The organism is Brevibacillus massiliensis, from assembly GCF_000311785.1.
GTDB lineage: Bacteria > Bacillota > Bacilli > Brevibacillales > Brevibacillaceae > Brevibacillus_C > Brevibacillus_C massiliensis.
Genome location: NZ_HE978545.1, coordinates 14032 through 28855, shown reverse-complemented (window position 1 = coordinate 28855; position 14824 = coordinate 14032). Strand labels below are relative to the sequence as shown.

At 53.6% G+C, this 14824-nt stretch carries 15 protein-coding genes; 6 read left to right on the top strand and 9 right to left on the bottom strand.

Annotated elements, in window-relative coordinates:
* Nucleotides 1-34: 34 nt before the first annotated feature.
* Genes HGBM_RS19375 through HGBM_RS19360 form a run of 4 tightly spaced genes read right to left on the bottom strand, consistent with a single transcriptional unit; the run spans nt 35 to nt 2959 of the window.
* Complete coding sequence (locus HGBM_RS19375; protein ID WP_019122738.1) at nt 35-556, bottom strand: hypothetical protein; 522 nt, start codon at nt 554-556, stop codon at nt 35-37.
* Nucleotides 553-834: a hypothetical protein gene (locus HGBM_RS19370; RefSeq protein WP_019122737.1), complete on the bottom strand. Its 282-nt coding sequence runs from the start codon at nt 832-834 to the stop codon at nt 553-555. Before HGBM_RS19370 ends, HGBM_RS19375 begins: the two co-directional genes overlap by 4 nt.
* The gene (locus HGBM_RS19365; protein ID WP_019122736.1) at nt 827-1933 is read right to left on the bottom strand and encodes a glycosyltransferase family 4 protein; all 1107 of its coding nucleotides are present in this window, start codon (nt 1931-1933) and stop codon (nt 827-829) included. The genes HGBM_RS19370 and HGBM_RS19365 overlap by 8 nt, the downstream gene beginning before the upstream one ends.
* Entirely contained in the window at nt 1934-2959 is a 1026-nt protein-coding gene (locus tag HGBM_RS19360; protein WP_019122735.1) for a CotS family spore coat protein, read from the bottom strand.
* Between the two features lie 312 nt (nt 2960-3271).
* On the opposite strand from HGBM_RS19360, the gene HGBM_RS19355 reads away from it, so the two are divergent.
* The 3 genes from HGBM_RS19355 (at nt 3272) to HGBM_RS28050 (ending at nt 6281) form a co-directional block, all read left to right on the top strand.
* Complete coding sequence (locus tag HGBM_RS19355; RefSeq protein WP_161605075.1) at nt 3272-4126, top strand: YheC/YheD family protein; 855 nt, start codon at nt 3272-3274, stop codon at nt 4124-4126.
* Nucleotides 4127-4281: 155 nt separating this feature from the next.
* Nucleotides 4282-5283, top strand: coding sequence for a GDP-mannose 4,6-dehydratase (locus HGBM_RS19350; protein WP_019122733.1), 1002 nt, complete (start codon nt 4282-4284; stop codon nt 5281-5283).
* On the top strand, nt 5280-6281 hold the full coding sequence (locus HGBM_RS28050; RefSeq protein WP_019122732.1) for a sugar phosphate nucleotidyltransferase: 1002 nt from the start codon (nt 5280-5282) through the stop codon (nt 6279-6281). The genes HGBM_RS19350 and HGBM_RS28050 overlap by 4 nt, the downstream gene beginning before the upstream one ends.
* Nucleotides 6282-6343: 62 nt before the next feature.
* Here HGBM_RS28050 and HGBM_RS19340 read toward each other — a convergent pair whose 3' ends face one another.
* The 3 genes from HGBM_RS19340 to HGBM_RS19330 all read right to left on the bottom strand — a co-directional run bounded on the left by HGBM_RS19340 (nt 6344) and on the right by HGBM_RS19330 (nt 9663).
* Complete coding sequence (locus HGBM_RS19340; protein ID WP_019122731.1) at nt 6344-7759, bottom strand: phosphomannomutase/phosphoglucomutase; 1416 nt, start codon at nt 7757-7759, stop codon at nt 6344-6346.
* 139 nt (nt 7760-7898) lie between these two features.
* Complete coding sequence (locus tag HGBM_RS19335; RefSeq protein WP_019122730.1) at nt 7899-8570, bottom strand: hypothetical protein; 672 nt, start codon at nt 8568-8570, stop codon at nt 7899-7901.
* A 64-nt stretch (nt 8571-8634) separates the two neighbouring features.
* Complete coding sequence (locus tag HGBM_RS19330) at nt 8635-9663, bottom strand: hypothetical protein (RefSeq protein WP_026074537.1); 1029 nt, start codon at nt 9661-9663, stop codon at nt 8635-8637.
* A 275-nt stretch (nt 9664-9938) separates the two neighbouring features.
* Here HGBM_RS19330 and HGBM_RS19325 point away from each other — a divergent pair, with 275 nt between their 5' ends.
* The gene (locus tag HGBM_RS19325; protein WP_019122729.1) at nt 9939-10784 is read left to right on the top strand and encodes a sulfurtransferase; all 846 of its coding nucleotides are present in this window, start codon (nt 9939-9941) and stop codon (nt 10782-10784) included.
* Between the two features lie 149 nt (nt 10785-10933).
* Here HGBM_RS19325 and HGBM_RS19320 read toward each other — a convergent pair whose 3' ends face one another.
* Nucleotides 10934-11698 carry an exodeoxyribonuclease III gene (locus HGBM_RS19320; protein WP_019122728.1) on the bottom strand — a complete coding sequence of 255 codons (765 nt, stop codon included), beginning with the start codon at nt 11696-11698 and terminating at the stop codon, nt 10934-10936.
* A 170-nt stretch (nt 11699-11868) separates the two neighbouring features.
* Here HGBM_RS19320 and HGBM_RS19315 point away from each other — a divergent pair, with 170 nt between their 5' ends.
* On the top strand, nt 11869-12666 hold the full coding sequence (locus HGBM_RS19315) for a DUF817 domain-containing protein (protein ID WP_019122727.1): 798 nt from the start codon (nt 11869-11871) through the stop codon (nt 12664-12666).
* On the opposite strand, the gene HGBM_RS28045 is transcribed toward HGBM_RS19315, so the two are convergent.
* Complete coding sequence (locus HGBM_RS28045; protein WP_019122726.1) at nt 12656-13825, bottom strand: MFS transporter; 1170 nt, start codon at nt 13823-13825, stop codon at nt 12656-12658. The two genes, HGBM_RS19315 and HGBM_RS28045, sit on opposite strands and share 11 nt — an antisense overlap.
* A gap of 183 nt (nt 13826-14008) precedes the next feature.
* Here HGBM_RS28045 and HGBM_RS19305 point away from each other — a divergent pair, with 183 nt between their 5' ends.
* Nucleotides 14009-14794, top strand: a complete 786-nt coding sequence (locus HGBM_RS19305) for a methyltransferase domain-containing protein (RefSeq protein ID WP_019122725.1) — start codon at nt 14009-14011, stop codon at nt 14792-14794.
* Nucleotides 14795-14824: the final 30 nt, after the last annotated feature.

The following is a 14824-nucleotide window of genomic DNA, read 5'->3' as shown; positions in this document are numbered from 1 at the left end:
TCCCTGTTGGCGGCAACGGGGAGTTCGTTTTATGTCAGCCGGCGTACTCTTTTGTGCCCCGGAACGCCAGCCATCTATGGATGATCTTCCTCAATCGCCTTTGCCGGTATCGCAGCAGTCGCCGGATAAACTGCCGCTCCTTTTCCCGCAGAAATCCCTTGGGAGCGCACCTGATGGCAGCGTCGATCTCCGAGCGCGACAAGGACTCGATTTTGGCAATCATCGGTTCAAGTCTTTGCGCCGACGACTGAAGCTGCAGCAGCCCTTTGGGTACGTGGTAATGGCGCCACAGCCGTCTCCAGGTGGGTGAGTTCCACTTTCCGTAATATCTCCACTTGTTGGGTGAACCGTAGAGAGTAAGTCCGTGATCGATCAGGTACCAATTGTATTTTTCACCGGAATGCTCCCGGTAGAGGATCAGATTTTTCCCTGTCGAACGGTCAATATTGGCGATCCAAGCGTCGAAGACGACCAGCTGGCTGAGCAGCCCGGTACGGTTTACATACTTTTCCGGATGCCTTTTCACCTCGGGAGCGGCATCCTTCCATCGAATCACTTCCGCAGCCTTTTTCGCCTTGGATACAATTCCCTTGCTTTTTTTCCGTCTGGTCCCCGGACGTCAGCTATCTCCAATGAAGCGACGGGGAAACCGAGCTTTCTGGCAAGTGCGGCGGCAATGAATTCATTGGCAATCATCGGCCCGGAGAAAAACCATTGGCGCTTTGTCGCAAACTTGAAGTATCCTCGCCTGCCGTCCTGGTCCTCCACAATCCAGACAGCCCCCTGTCGCTTCGCTTTCCAGGCCGTCTTCAACGTCCATCTATGTCTAGACATCCATGGCCTCCTCCTCTCCCGCGGTGATGGATTCAAACAAACCGCGATAACGGGCGGCAATTGCCTTCCAACTGTATTTGGCTGCGGCGGCCAGACCGGCTTGGACCCGCTCTTTGGTGTGTTCTTTCTCCGCCCACATATTTTGCACCGCCTTGGCAATGGCGTCCTTATTGACGGCCGGAACGACCTCGGCCACTTCGCTGCTCACGATCTGGGCGAGACCGCCGGAAGTGGTAGAGACAAGCGGAACGCCGCTGGCAAGCGCCTCCAGCGCAACCAGCCCAAACGACTCCCGACGGCTGGGAACGATGACCGCTCCGTAACTGCCGTACAGCCTTCGCACCTCTTCGGGCTGGCGAAAACCCAACCAGCGGATTCTTCCGGCCACCTTCAGACGGGCAGCTTTTTGCTTGAGCTTTCTTTCAAACTTTCCGATCCCCTTGCCGACGATTCCAAGCCTTGTTTTTGGGTTGACCTTGGCCAATTGGGCGACGGCCTCGATCAGCTCGGCGATTCCCTTTGAATACGTCAGCCGCCCTACGAACAAAAGCCGATGCCTTGGCGAACTGCCCGGTTTTTTTCTGACGTGTACACCGTTTTCGATCACAACTGTCTTGCCGTAGCAGAACGGGTAGAGTGTTTGCAGACTCTCCTTTTGCCACTGGCTCGGCACCACGACACAATCGGCGGCGTGAAGCAGCTTTTCCTGCCGCTTGGCTACCAGCCGGCGACGGGGAGTAAGCGATTCCTGAACAACCAGCGAGTGACAGGTATACACGACGGGTATCCCCCATCTCTGCTTGCAGAGCATAGCCGCATCGGCAAATGGCACACTGTGAATATGGATGAGATCCGGTTTTTTCCATCCCTTCCGCCTGGCTAATCCCTGCAGAAAGCTCCCTTGGTAGGACTCTCGGGGTATCCGAACCAGCCGAAGCGACTTTTCACGCACAATGCTTGGCCGCTGCTGCCTTCCCCTCGTAAAAACGGTCATTTCCGCACCGCCTGCCGCGAGTGATTGGGTCAGATTGGTAGCAACCGTCCCGAGCCCGCCGATAATGAAGGGCGCGTATTCGTTCGTCAACACCCATATACGCATCTAATCCACATCCTTCGCGTAGTCCGCAAGATGCTGGAGAAAAGCAGGAATGCGCTGTTCGCCCCTGGCTGCTTCTTCCAATTGTTTCACGATTTTTCTCCTGACACTGCCAGATCTGGTCCGCCGATACTGTTTGATCAGCTTGCATGGCTTATACGGAAATTGCAGCCAGACAGCCAGGAGCTCATAGTCGGCCGGTTTGAGCGGCGTGACAGAGCGATAGCCGTCGAGTATGGCACGGGTGAGCGAAAAGTTCCAATCCGAATTTTTGCCGATGGAACGGACGAAGCGAAAGAGATCGTACACCGGCAAATCGACACGCAGGGTTTCAAAATCGATGATGACGGGTCCTTGTTTGGTAAGGACGAAGTTTTTATAACCGGAGTCCCCGTGGCAAAGCGATCCCGTCTGTCTGGCCTTCTGACAGAGGTCCCGGTAGCTGCTTTTGCGCAGCCGCTCCAGTGCCGACTTGGCCCGTTTGCTCCACTCGCTGCCGTATTTCAGCATAAGCCCCTCCCATTTGGAAAGGGGTTGTTTCGCCTTTGCCCGTTTCACTTCCTTTTCCATTTTATTCCTTTCGTGTGTCAACATCTCCGGCCAGCGTCCGATATAATAAGGGGCTCCCTTGCCCCTCGTCCCCGCAAAACGGCTAAAGCGGTGAAACTGGGCCAATCTTTTCCCGCATTGGTAAAGGTCTGTTTTCGACGTGACACGAGGTTTGCTTCCCGATATCCAAGGGGTCAGGATATACTTGGCTCCTCTGCCCCCCGGCCGGACAAACGCCCGTTTTCCCTTGCTCCTCTTCGGATCCCGCCAACAGATGTAAGCAAAGCCCTTACGCTTGATCTTACGCAAAGTCGAATCGATCCAGCGGAGCTGATCCGTCGGATAAGCCATCCGCTTCAGGCAGTACACATTGCCGCTGGGAGACAGGAGGCGGTACACTCCCGATTTGATCTCCTCCATCTCTTGCGGACGAAGGCCAAACCTTCCGGCAATCTTGAACACGGTCTTCCTGCCCGGCATGCAATCCCCTCTTCTTTCCCCTGATTTTGTTTTCGTAGAAAGGTCTCCTGCACGGGTTGACGGGAGCTCGGCAGCAGCGTATACAGAGGATTTTCCTTATTTTATGGCGGGAGCTCTTTTTGTGAGACAAAGAAGGAGTCCATCCGGGAAAAGAAGGCGTCCGCCCCCGAACGCAAGCCTTGATTTCTCTATGTCCGCCGATGACTATGATGGATGTCCATACAATGGAAGGCGACGATACATAGGATAGAGTAGATTCACTTCTCTATTTCGGACACGTTTTACGGAGGAATTTATCAGGGGGTGGTTGTCGTGCAGCAGAAACCACGTTTACGCCAGAGCAGATGGAAACAGTGGCAAGCCATCCGAAAAATCAAGGCATTAAGGGGACATCAACCACTTACCGGCCTATACTCGCCCATGCTGCTTCACCAATTTCTCGACCGGTTCGACTCCGTCTTTATCAAACCAGAAAAAAAAGTCCCCAAACATCTGATTTTTCTGGTGCAATGGGTGACAAAATCGCATGAACGAAAAGTCATCTACCTTGATGAATCCATAAAGCCTTTGTTGGTCCTGCATGAAGATCAGCAGCTTGCCTTTTCCAGTATCCGCAGTTTTGATTTTTGGCTCGATCTCTATCGCGAGGGAGAACAGTACATCATCCAGCAGGCGATTGAGCGGATAGAATGGGAGGAACGTCCGGTCGATCTGCAAACGATCCTGCAGATAAACCGGCAAGGACATTGGGAGATAACAGGCCAGTTCGCCAGAGTGGCGCAAAAAGGCACAATGGTGACTGATCCAAAGTGGGGGGGAAAAGCCGTTCGGATCGAAGAGTATCTGGATGGCATCGGCATGGAGATGCGGGAACAGAAAGAGATCCGAAAAAAACTCGCTTTTCTTTCCGTGATCGCGGCCAAGGGGCTGGCCGCCACATACCGGAATACGATTTACGCGCTCAATTTTGGGCTGGATCGGGATAAAAAACTTTGGCTGATGGGGCTGAATACGAAACCGGACATCCAAATCCTGCGATCTGTTGACCAAAAAATGTTCCTTCGGGCCAACAGCCTGCAGAAAAAACGCGGCCGGAAGAAGCAAAAAAACTCATTGGACGAAGGGATTTCCGAGCAAAAAGCAGCGGACAAACCAAAAAACAAATAACCGGGAACCGTTTGGCTTACTCGCGCAGACGGTTTTGTTTTTTTAAACGGCGCTGCCCCGTACAAATCCGCATCCAACCAGCGTGGCAAGCGAACTCCTTTCCCGGCGTTACCATAAACTATGTCGAGAATGACTACAAGGGGTGAGTCTGGAAAGTGAAAACTGCATTCATCACCGGCGTCTCCGGACAAGACGGGGCCTACCTTTCCAAATTTCTGTTGGAAAAGGGCTACCGCGTCACCGGGCTGCTCCCGCGCCGCAGTACGACCTCATTGTGGAGATTGGCTTACCTGGGCATAGAAGATGAAATTGAGCTGATCGACGGAGACCTGTTGGATCTTCCGTCGCTCATCAGGACGATCAAACAGGCGCGGCCGGACGAAGTGTACAATCTGGCGGCACAGAGTTTTGTTGGAACGTCGTGGCAGCAGCCAATCACCACCGCGAAAGTCACTGGAATGGGCGTCTTGCACGTACTCGAAGCAATCAGGGCAACTGATCCGGGGATCAAGTTTTACCAAGCTTCTTCAAGCGAAATGTTCGGACTCGTCCAACAGCCGATTCAATCGGAAGAGACCCCCTTTTACCCGCGAAGCCCCTACGGCGTCTCCAAACTGTTCGGACATTGGATGACCAAGAATTACCGGGAAAGCCACCAGCTGTACGCCTGCAGCGGAATTCTGTTCAACCACGAATCCCCGCTGCGCGGACTGGAATTTGTCACGCGCAAGGTGACCGATGCAGTCGCCCGGATCGCAGCGGGACAGAAGCATGAGCTTCGCTTGGGCAATATCGACGCCGTACGGGATTGGGGGTACGCCGGCGACTATGTGGAAGCGATCTGGCTGATGCTGCAGCAAACGGATCCTGACGATTACGTGATTGCCACGGGCCGATCGACGACAGTCAGGGAGATGTGCAAAGTAGCATTTAACCACGCCGGGCTAAACTACGAAGATTACGTCGTCATCGATCCAACGTTGTACCGCCCCGCAGAGGTAGACATCCTCCTGGGCAACCCGGCCAAGGCAAAAGAAAAGCTGGGTTGGGAGGCCAAAACAACTCTCGAGCAGTTGATCGGGATGATGGTGGAAGCAGACATGAAGCGAGTCGGCTGTGAAGTCGCCAACAAGTGCAAAGGAAGCCTGGGATCATGAAACTGGTGCTGTTATGCGGCGGTTCCGGCACAAGATTATGGCCCTTGTCCACCGGGGTGCAGGCCAAGCAGTTTTTGCGGGTGCTGAAGAACAGCCAGGGGGAAGACGAGTCCCTGCTTGAGCGAATGGTGCGCCAGATCGAAGCGGCGGGATTGCTCGATCATTCGTTTATCGCGACGGTACAGCCCCAGGCAGAACTGATCAACACCCAGGTGAAGGGCAGGATCCCGCTGATCGTCGAACCGGAGGGCAGAGACACCTTCCCGTCTGTAGCCTTGTCCTGCGCCTATCTTCGGGACATCGCAGGTGTCAGCCCTGACGAAGTGATCTGCGTCTGCCCGGTCGATCTGTATGTAGACGATACTTTTTTCCAGACCATTCGAAAAGCAGAACAAGCTTTGCATGAGACGGGCTGCGACATGGCCATGATCGGGATACCCCCTGCTTATCCTGCGGAGAAGTACGGTTATATCGTCCCTGAGATTGATACCGACAGCACACGGTCGTTCCGTAAACTGAAGCGCTTTACGGAGAAGCCGAACCGGGAACAGGCTGAACGGCTGATCGCCCGGCAGGCGCTGTGGAACAGCGGTGTCTTTTGCTTTCCCTTGCGCTTTCTGCTGCAGCTGCTGGCAGAACGGGATCTGCCGGTGCGCTACCGGCACATGCGGGAGTCATTCGAACGCCTGCCCAAGATCAGCTTTGATTACGAAGTGGCAGAGTGCATCACGTCTGCTGCGGTCGTGGTTCACGACGGGATGTGGAACGATCTTGGCACGTGGGATACGCTGACAGAGAAGATGGGGAACCCTGTCATGGGAAAAGGCATCCTGAGCGGCGATTCCAAGAACACGTCGATTATCAATTATCTGGATATTCCGGTACTTGTCGTCGGGCTGCCCGATGCGGTGGTCGTCGCATGCGAAAACGGCATCCTGGTCAGTGACAAGGCAAATAGCGGCAGGCTGAAGGATTTTTTGCAGCTGGTCAAGGAATGAAGCAAAAAGTCAACCTGTCATGTGACGGGCTGACTTTTTGCGGTCCATGGAAATGTTGTCTGTTACCAGGGGATGGACAATTCCGGACAGATGCCGGCCAGAGCCTCTTCGATTTCGCTCTTGATCTGAACCAGACCATCCTGTGAGTCGGCTTCTGCCCGCAGGACCAGGCTGGGCTGCGTATTGGACGCTCTGATCAATCCCCAGCCGTACGGAAATACCACCCTTACTCCGTCCACGTCGATTACCTCGTATTTGGACTGAAAGTGCTGCTTGACTTGCCCGATGATCGTCTGTTTCTGCTCCTCCGCACACACCACCCTGGTCTCCGGGGTCGAAGCGTATTCCCGAACCCCTGAAAACAAAGCGGACAGTCTTTGATTGGTCTGTGATAAAATGCGCAGCAGCCTGCCGGCGGCGTAAAGCGCGTCATCATAGCCCAAAAATTCATCCCTGAAGAAGAAGTGCCCGGACATTTCTCCGGTGAACGGAGTATTCAAACTTTTCATCGTTGCCTTGATGTGTGAATGGCCCGTACGATGGAAAACCGGTTTGCCGCCGAGACGAGCGATCTCCTCCACCAGCGCCTGGGAGCACTTCACTTCCACGAGCGCCTGGCAACCGGGATACTTCGGCATGATTTCCCGCCAAAAGAGGATCATCAACTGGTCCCCCCACAAGATGCGGCCCCGGTCATCTACGACCCCCAGCCGGTCTCCGTCACCGTCAAAGGCAAGCCCGACATCCGCTCTCTGCTGTTTCACCAGCTCCACCAGATCGCGGAGGTTTGCAGGATCGGCGGGATCCGGGTGGTGGTGGGGGAAGCTCGGGTCTGACTCGCAGTACAGCTGGATGACCTCACAGCCCCATCGGTCCAGCGCTTTTGGGACAAAGGGCGACGGCGTGCCGTTGCCGCAGTCAACCACCACTTTCAGCCGCCTCGGCCCCAGCCTGATCTTCTCCTGCAGGTCATCCAGGTAAGGCCGTTCGATATCGAGCTTCTCGGGTACCCCTGACTGTGCTTCCGCTCGATCTCCCTTCGAATCCAGGACCTCCCGCATCAATTTGCCCAGGCTGCTAATGGCTTCGCCATAAAGCGTGGTTTTGTCCATCGCCAGTTTAAACCCGTTGTCCTCGCCGGGATTGTGACTGGCAGTCACCATGATCCCGGAGGAGATATCCAGATGATGCAGACTAAAGTAGAACATCGGAGTCGTGACCTCGCCGATGTCGACCACCTGACATCCCGATTGGATAAGCCCTGAGATCAATGCGGCGTGAAGCTGCGGAGAAGACGTTCTGTTGTCTCTGCCGACGATTGCCTTACGTTCCCCCGCCGTTTTGATCCTGCGGCCAAACGCCAGGCCGAGCAGGCGGGCAAAGTCTCGACTGATCTCCCCTTCCGCTTTTCCTCGTATGTCGTACTCCCGAAAGACATGGGAAGGCAGCTTCCCGCCGTCTTGTGCTGGGAATGTCAATGGTTATCAGCCTCCTGTGTCCCTCTGCTCGATGAAAGTGGCGCCGCATGCGGCTTAAACTAATGTATGCACGGGAGAATCAACCGGTTCGAATCCCTGAGACAAATCTGCCGCCCCCGCTCTCCGGAGACGGCAGATATCAAGGCAAATGAACCGTTTTTAAATGCTTCTCGTTCCAATAGTTTTTTTCTCCTTCCCCCGTCACCAATTCAATCATGTTGTTTTCAACCTTTTGCAGGAGGCCAATCTTGCGGGGATGGTCACCTATATCAAAAATGACGAGATTATTTTCTAATTTTTTTAAATTTTCAGTAAATGTACGGGGCAGTGACAGGCTGATTGGCTGAACGGGCAGATGTTGACTGCCGAGCGTGTATGGCGCGGCATTGGCTGTATAGGGCGACAGCCATTTGACATGGTAGAGAGAGATGAACATCGTTTTGTATACAGGTGAATAGAAGACAAAATAATCCGTCAGAATACTGGTGACATAACCGTGCAGCGTCTGGTTCCCCGTCACGAATATCTCGATAAATTTCCCTCTGGCGTGACTCAAAATCTTTCGGTAGGATATGTTGTCAAATGGCTCTTCAGCCATCGGAGCATCGCCGGCTGAAACGGAGAGAATCGAGTCCTGCTCCAGATTCTCTCTTACGTGATGAATCTGCCCCAGGGGAATGTACAAATACTGTCTGCCATTGTAGAGGACGACTATGTCCAGCCCGTAATCGATCAATATTCCTGTCAGCTTGATTTTCCCCGACAGTTCGACGTCAACTTGTTTCGTGAGATATTGATCGAATGGAATCATTTGTTCCCCTCCTTTGCAATAAAGTTCCGATTCTATGAGGGCAAGGGGCAAACGTGTTCGCTTGTTATGCCCTTTGCTTGACCCTCACTTCTTTCATTCCTCGCGAATTGTAGACAGCTTTTACGATCTCCACTCTGGGACGGATTGCTCCCTTGTGTTTTCTGCGGCTCTTCGCCGCCTTTCTATGATATTGCACTGCGGCTTTTTCATGATAGCGGGCTGTCGTTTTTTCACGATATCGCGTTACCGTTTTTCTGATGTAAACTCTGCTGACTTTCCGTGAACGCCGCTGGTACCACTGCCGAACCGATTTCCTCTTCTTATTGCTGTTCTTGTTCTTATTCTCGTTTTTATTCTTGTTCTTGTTCTGTTTGTTTTCATTGCTCCCCTCGTTTTTATTTTCACCGTCCGAATTCTCTTTGCTCTTGTCGACCTCGCTGATATTGCGAATGTGGAACACCAAGACCCTGTAGACTTCTTTATTGTGGACGACTGTGATATAGTCATCGTCTACCTCAGTGAGTACGCCCTCAAGGGACTCCGGACCGCCGCGGTTCACCCTCACCCAGCAATGGAGCATCTCTTTCAACACTTCATGGAAGTTTTTTACATGTTGATAGCTGGGCTTCTCTTCGAAGTCTCCTTTTTCGCACTCCTCGGAAGCGTCGCCAATGCTTTTAATATGACGAATTTGATAGTAGAGCGTACCGTCTTCTTTCGTCTGCAGGGCGATAAAATCGTCTCCAACGTCCAGCAACTTGCCGATTCTGGATTCCGGACCGCCGCGGTCGACCTGAATCATGCCGTATTTAAAGCTTTGCAGCACTTCTTTCAGATCGCTGTTCTCCAGGTATTCCTCAAATAATTCACGGCGGTGCTTGAGCGGCAAAGAAGGTTTGCCGAGGTCCCGGCAGATCGTTTTAATATGTTCCAGACTGTAGTACAGGATATCTCCTTCGGGAGTATCCAGCATCAGGTAATCGTCCGCAACCGAGAGCAATCTGCCGTCTTTTGCCTCTGGCCCTCCCTTGTAGATGCGGAGTGTCTTCCCCACCATCGATTCAAGAAAACTCATATCCTGAACATGCTCCATCTTTTCTATCCCCTTTCGTCCTTACGGTTTATTTATACTGCATCTATATGAGCGGAGAAGTCCTTCGCTCTAGTCGAATTCCCTAGTAAATGTAAAATAGACTTCTATTCATCCGCAGATATCATATAAACCTCCGCTTTCGTTGATAGACTCAAGGCGTTTGTCCCAAGTTGGCACCCAAGCATGTGTTTTCCGCTGTCCCAATTCCGCGAGACGGGAAGGCGCCCGTTTTGTTATGATGAGGAAGGGAAGATTCAGAAAGAACAGGAGCTGAGATGGCTGTGAGAGAAAACCTTGTCTCAATCGATTGGCTGGCCGAACATACAGACGACCCGGACGTCGTGATCGTCGACTGCCGTTTTACCCTGGGGAAGCCGGGGCTGGGTCTCGCCGAGTACCTGCAGGACCATATTCCGGGTGCGCTTTACTTTGACCTGGAACAGGACTTGTCGGCACCGAAAGCGGGCAGCGGTCACGGTGGACGCCACCCGCTGCCGGCCGCGGACGCATTGGTGGAGCTGTTTTCTTCTGCCGGGATCGACCGTGATGTAACCGTCGTGGCATACGACGACCAGGATATGGCGATGGCCGCCCGGCTCTGGTGGCTGCTTCGCTACATGGGCCACCCTCGGGCAGCGGTTTTGAACGGCGGATATGCGGCGTGGCGGAAAGCAGGATTGCCGGTAACCTCTGAGGTAGAAAAGCGAACCCGGCGCACGTTCGTCCCCGATGTCCAGTCACACATGCTGGTTACCGCGGCTGAGGTGGCCTCCCGCAGCGAGCGTACGGCTCTGCTCGACTCCCGCGCAGGTGAACGCTACCGCGGCGAACTGGAGACGATCGACCCGAAGGCAGGACACATCCCGGGGGCGCTTCACTACTTTTATAAGGAAAACCTGTCAGCCGACGGCACCCTGCGGCCGGCCCATGAACTGAAAGAACGCTTTGCTCCGCTGGCCGAGGCGGATGAGTTGATCGTCTACTGTGGATCAGGCGTTACGGCATGCGTCAACCTCCTGGCGCTGAATGAAGCGGGGCGCAGTGACGCGAAGCTGTACCTCGGCAGTTGGAGCGATTGGACGTCTTATCCGGAAAATCCGGTGGCGACGGGAGAAGAGTAAAGCCGGGAAGCTATGTGAAAAGAAAGGGGCTGCCCTTCGGCGGAAATATTCTGCCGATGGTCCAGCCCCTGCCACAATGGAATTGGAAAGATACGACCCACCGCTTGTGTCTGCTGATGCTTCAGGTTTGCCGTGATCTGCTTGCCTCGTCACCCATTTTTCACTGCGATTTTCAAAAAGACAGGGCAGTGATCGCTGCCTGTAATATGGCAATCGATCCCGGCATCCATTAGCGACGAATCCAGCCTCGAAGAGACCAGGAAATAGTCAATTCGCCAGCCGATGTTCCGCTCCCTCACCTTTGGCATGTACGACCACCAGGTGTAGGCATCCCTCTGCTCGGGGTAGAAATACCTAAACGAATCGATAAACCCGGCGTCCAGCAATCGGGTCATCTTCTCCCGCTCCTCTGGGGTGAAGCCTGAGTTGTTTTGATTCGATTTCGGGTTCTTCAGGTCAATCTCCCGGTGGGCCACATTTAAGTCTCCGCATACAATCACGGGTTTTCTGCTGTCCAATTGTTGCAGGTAGCTTCGGAAGCGATCTTCCCACTCCAGTCTGTACTCCAATCTGGACAGGTCACGCTTGGCATTCGGGGTATAGACCGTGACGAGGTAGAAGGAGTCGAACTCGAGCGTGATGATCCGCCCCTCGGGCTCGTAGTCCTCTTCAAGCCCGTACCATGCCGAGAGCGGTTTCAGCTTTGTAATAATCGCTGTTCCGGAATAGCCCTTTTTCTCTGCATAATTCCAAAACTGAAAATATTCACCATCCAAATCCAGGCTGATCTGCCCTTCCTGCAGCTTCGTCTCCTGTATGCAGAATATATCTGCTTCCGTTTCCTTGAAGTAGTCGTAAAACCCTTTATTGACACACGCCCTTAGGCCGTTCACATTCCAGGATACCAGCTTCATGTCTTCTATCTCCTTGCTGTTTCTATCAAATTTTAACCATAGTGTACCACAACTGGATCTACATAGGTTAGTTGCCGGGTGCAGCGTCGAAACTTCGGCGGTTTTTTCTTGTAGTTCTTGACGGAGTATGCTAAAAGTGTGTATACGCCGATTCACGAAGGAGAAGGTTCATGAAGCGCATTGGTTTGTTTCTCTTTCACTTTACTCTGCAAGAAGCACTCTCCTGTCTCTTCCCCGTCTGCATTTTCTTGCTGCTGGGGCTGTCGCAAATTGTCGCCATCCCAGGCCTGCCACGGTATGATCTGCTGTTGATAGCTTGTCTGGCGGTTCAGGTGGTCATGATCAAGACCGGCCTGGAGACGAAGGACGAGCTCAAGGTGATTACGCTCTTTCACTTGATCGGCCTGATGCTGGAGATATTTAAGGTACATATGGGCTCCTGGTCCTATCCGGAAGCGGCCTACAGCAAGGTGTTTGGCGTTCCGCTTTACAGCGGCTTCATGTACGCCAGCGTCGCCAGTTACATCTGCCAGGCCTGGCGCCGGCTGGACTTGGCTGTCGTGCGCTGGCCGAGGAATTGGGCGACGATCCCGCTGGGCGCAATGATCTACCTCAATTTCTTTACGCACCACTTCGTCGCCGATATTCGCTGGTATCTGACAGCGGCCATTTTTCTTCTCTTCTGGCGAACGCGTGTCGGCTTTACCGTCAACCGGGAGCGGTTTTCCATGCCGCTCGTGCTCAGCTTCTTCCTGATCGGATTCTTCATCTGGGTGGCGGAGAACATCGCCACCCTCCTCGGCGCATGGCAGTATCCCAACCAGCGGGACAGCTGGCAGCTTGTTCATGTGAGCAAGATCAGTTCGTGGTTTCTCCTGGTCATCGTCAGTTTTATCATCGTCGCCCAGCTCAAACAGATCAAAACGGCCACACAGCGGCACGTGCCTGACTATCGTTCTAACGCGTGATCGGTTTGGACCCGATCCTGAATTTGCTTCCGATCCAGCCCGCAATCAGACTGGCGACAGTCACGACCAGAAAGGCGCCAAAAAACGATTGGTTGACAAAGCCTGTCGAGCCGGCCACCAGCGGACTGATAATCGATCCAATGGACAGCACAGCCGCGTAGATGCTGAAAGCCGTCCCGTAAATATGCGGAGGCGCATGGTATGCGAGCAAAGTCGTCATCGCCGGGAAGAGCACACCCGTACAGGCGCCGATGATAAACATCGTCAGGTATAGCGAGACAGGCGCCGCCACCGCTATCGTGTACATCATCAGCCCGAGGACAAACAGGGCTGCGACGATCCTTCCGAGCGGCGACGTGCGGGTTAACCAAAATTGGCTCAAAATCGCCAGCGAGCCAAGTCCCATCACGCTGAACAGGATGCCGGAGACGGTCGATTCCAGATGCTGCCGCTGCAGCAGCAGGGGAATCTCGTACATAAACGTGCCCTGGGCGTACATCACGGCAAACCCGGCGACGTAGGCCGGATAAATCGAGAACGTGGCGACCATCGTGCGAAAGGGGGAAATCGCTGCCCCCTTGGATCGATTATCTGCCGGGCGAAGGGCCGATTTGTTCGGGAGGCTGCTCAAGGTGACAAAGCTGGCCAGCATCATGATCACGCCAAAAATGAAAAAGGCCTGGGCGTAACCGAATTTGGCCGCCAAAAGCCCGCCGATCGCCGGCGAAACGATAGCCGCCGCGGTCAAGACCATCCCCTTTTTGACCATGAATACTCCCTGCTCTTCATTGTTTCGCGCCAACTGCCCCAGGAGCGCCGAGCACGCAGGGGTGACAAACGCCATCGTAAACCCGAAGATGAGGCGAAGCAGCATCAGCGTATCAGGTGTGTCCACCAGTCCGTGGCCGATCAACAGCCATCCGGCGATAAACAGTCCCGCGCAGATAAACAGCTTTTTGCTGTAGCGGTCGAGAAACGGCCCTGCGACCAGGTGGCCGAATAAATTGCTGATGGAATAAGCGCCAAGCAAGATGCCAATCACCATCGAAGTAGCGCCGATCGTCCGTGCGTAAGGGGCCAGCAGCGGCATCTGAGCGTGCATGTCAAACGAAGCCAAAAACAAAATGACGAACAAGACCCAAATATACCTGCGTCTCATAACTCTCCCTCCTCGTCCTATGTATATGTGCCTGGCCAGGGAAAAAGGATTTCCTGAAGGGGAAATCCTTTTCTGATCATCCGGACGCCAGTTGTCATATGATGAACCGTCAAGAATCAAGATGAATTGGCGAGGAAATACCCGCGCCTGCCAAAAAGCCATGAAAAAGGAGAGACTGCCTGCATGTTGAAATCCCAGATCTGCAAGCAAGAAGATTTTGAGACAGCCTGGTTTCGGCAAGCCTGCGACAAATGTAAAGAACCTTTTCGCTACCACCGAAAGCTGTGGGAATTTTGCTACATTTACCAAGGGCTTTTGGAACGCGGCGTCCTTTCGCCGGGAAAATGCGGGTTGGGCTTCGGGGTGGGGACCGAGCCGCTCGTACCCTTGTTTGCCTCACACGGCTGCCACATTACCGCTACGGATCTCGATTATGACAGCGCTCTTGCACGGGGATGGGTGCAGACCAACCAGCATTTTAGCAGCATGGCCAAAATAAACGAAAAAGGCATATGCGACCCGGAACAATTCCAGCGCTTGGTCCGGTTTCAAACGCTGAATATGAATTCGATTGGTCCCGAGTACCACAATCAATACGACTTCACCTGGTCGTCCTGTTCTTTCGAGCATTGCGGTTCGATCGAACTGGGCAAGCAATTTACCGTCAACCAGATGGATTGCTTAAAACCGGGCGGCATTGCCATTCATACAACCGAATTTAACCTGTCATCCAACGACGGTACGCTTGACAGCGGCCCTACCGTGATTTTCCGCCTGCAGGATATCGAATGGATGGTGCAGACGCTAAGGCAGATGGGGCATTCCATCGACATCGATTATTCCGTCGGCATGAGCGAGCTTGAATCGTATGTGGATGTTCCCCCGTATCTGAGCGATACACACATGCGTTTGCAACTGGGGCAATACATTTCTACCTCGATTGGACTCATTATAAAAAAAGCGGAATGACACAACAAAAGGACTCCCTCAAGAAGCGAA

Coding starts and splice junctions, on each gene's coding strand:
- HGBM_RS28050 (WP_019122732.1), top strand. CDS start 5,280: ATGAAACTGGTGCTGTTATGCGGCGGTTCCGGCACAAGATTATGGCCC.
- HGBM_RS19305 (WP_019122725.1), top strand. CDS start 14,009: ATGTTGAAATCCCAGATCTGCAAGCAAGAAGATTTTGAGACAGCCTGG.
- HGBM_RS28045 (WP_019122726.1), bottom strand. CDS start 13,825: ATGAGACGCAGGTATATTTGGGTCTTGTTCGTCATTTTGTTTTTGGCT.
- HGBM_RS19320 (WP_019122728.1), bottom strand. CDS start 11,698: ATGAAGCTGGTATCCTGGAATGTGAACGGCCTAAGGGCGTGTGTCAAT.
- HGBM_RS19330 (WP_026074537.1), bottom strand. CDS start 9,663: ATGGAGCATGTTCAGGATATGAGTTTTCTTGAATCGATGGTGGGGAAG.
- HGBM_RS19335 (WP_019122730.1), bottom strand. CDS start 8,570: ATGATTCCATTCGATCAATATCTCACGAAACAAGTTGACGTCGAACTG.
- HGBM_RS19360 (WP_019122735.1), bottom strand. CDS start 2,959: ATGCCGGGCAGGAAGACCGTGTTCAAGATTGCCGGAAGGTTTGGCCTT.
- HGBM_RS19315 (WP_019122727.1), top strand. CDS start 11,869: ATGAAGCGCATTGGTTTGTTTCTCTTTCACTTTACTCTGCAAGAAGCA.
- HGBM_RS19365 (WP_019122736.1), bottom strand. CDS start 1,933: ATGCGTATATGGGTGTTGACGAACGAATACGCGCCCTTCATTATCGGC.
- HGBM_RS19325 (WP_019122729.1), top strand. CDS start 9,939: ATGGCTGTGAGAGAAAACCTTGTCTCAATCGATTGGCTGGCCGAACAT.
- HGBM_RS19370 (WP_019122737.1), bottom strand. CDS start 834: ATGTCTAGACATAGATGGACGTTGAAGACGGCCTGGAAAGCGAAGCGA.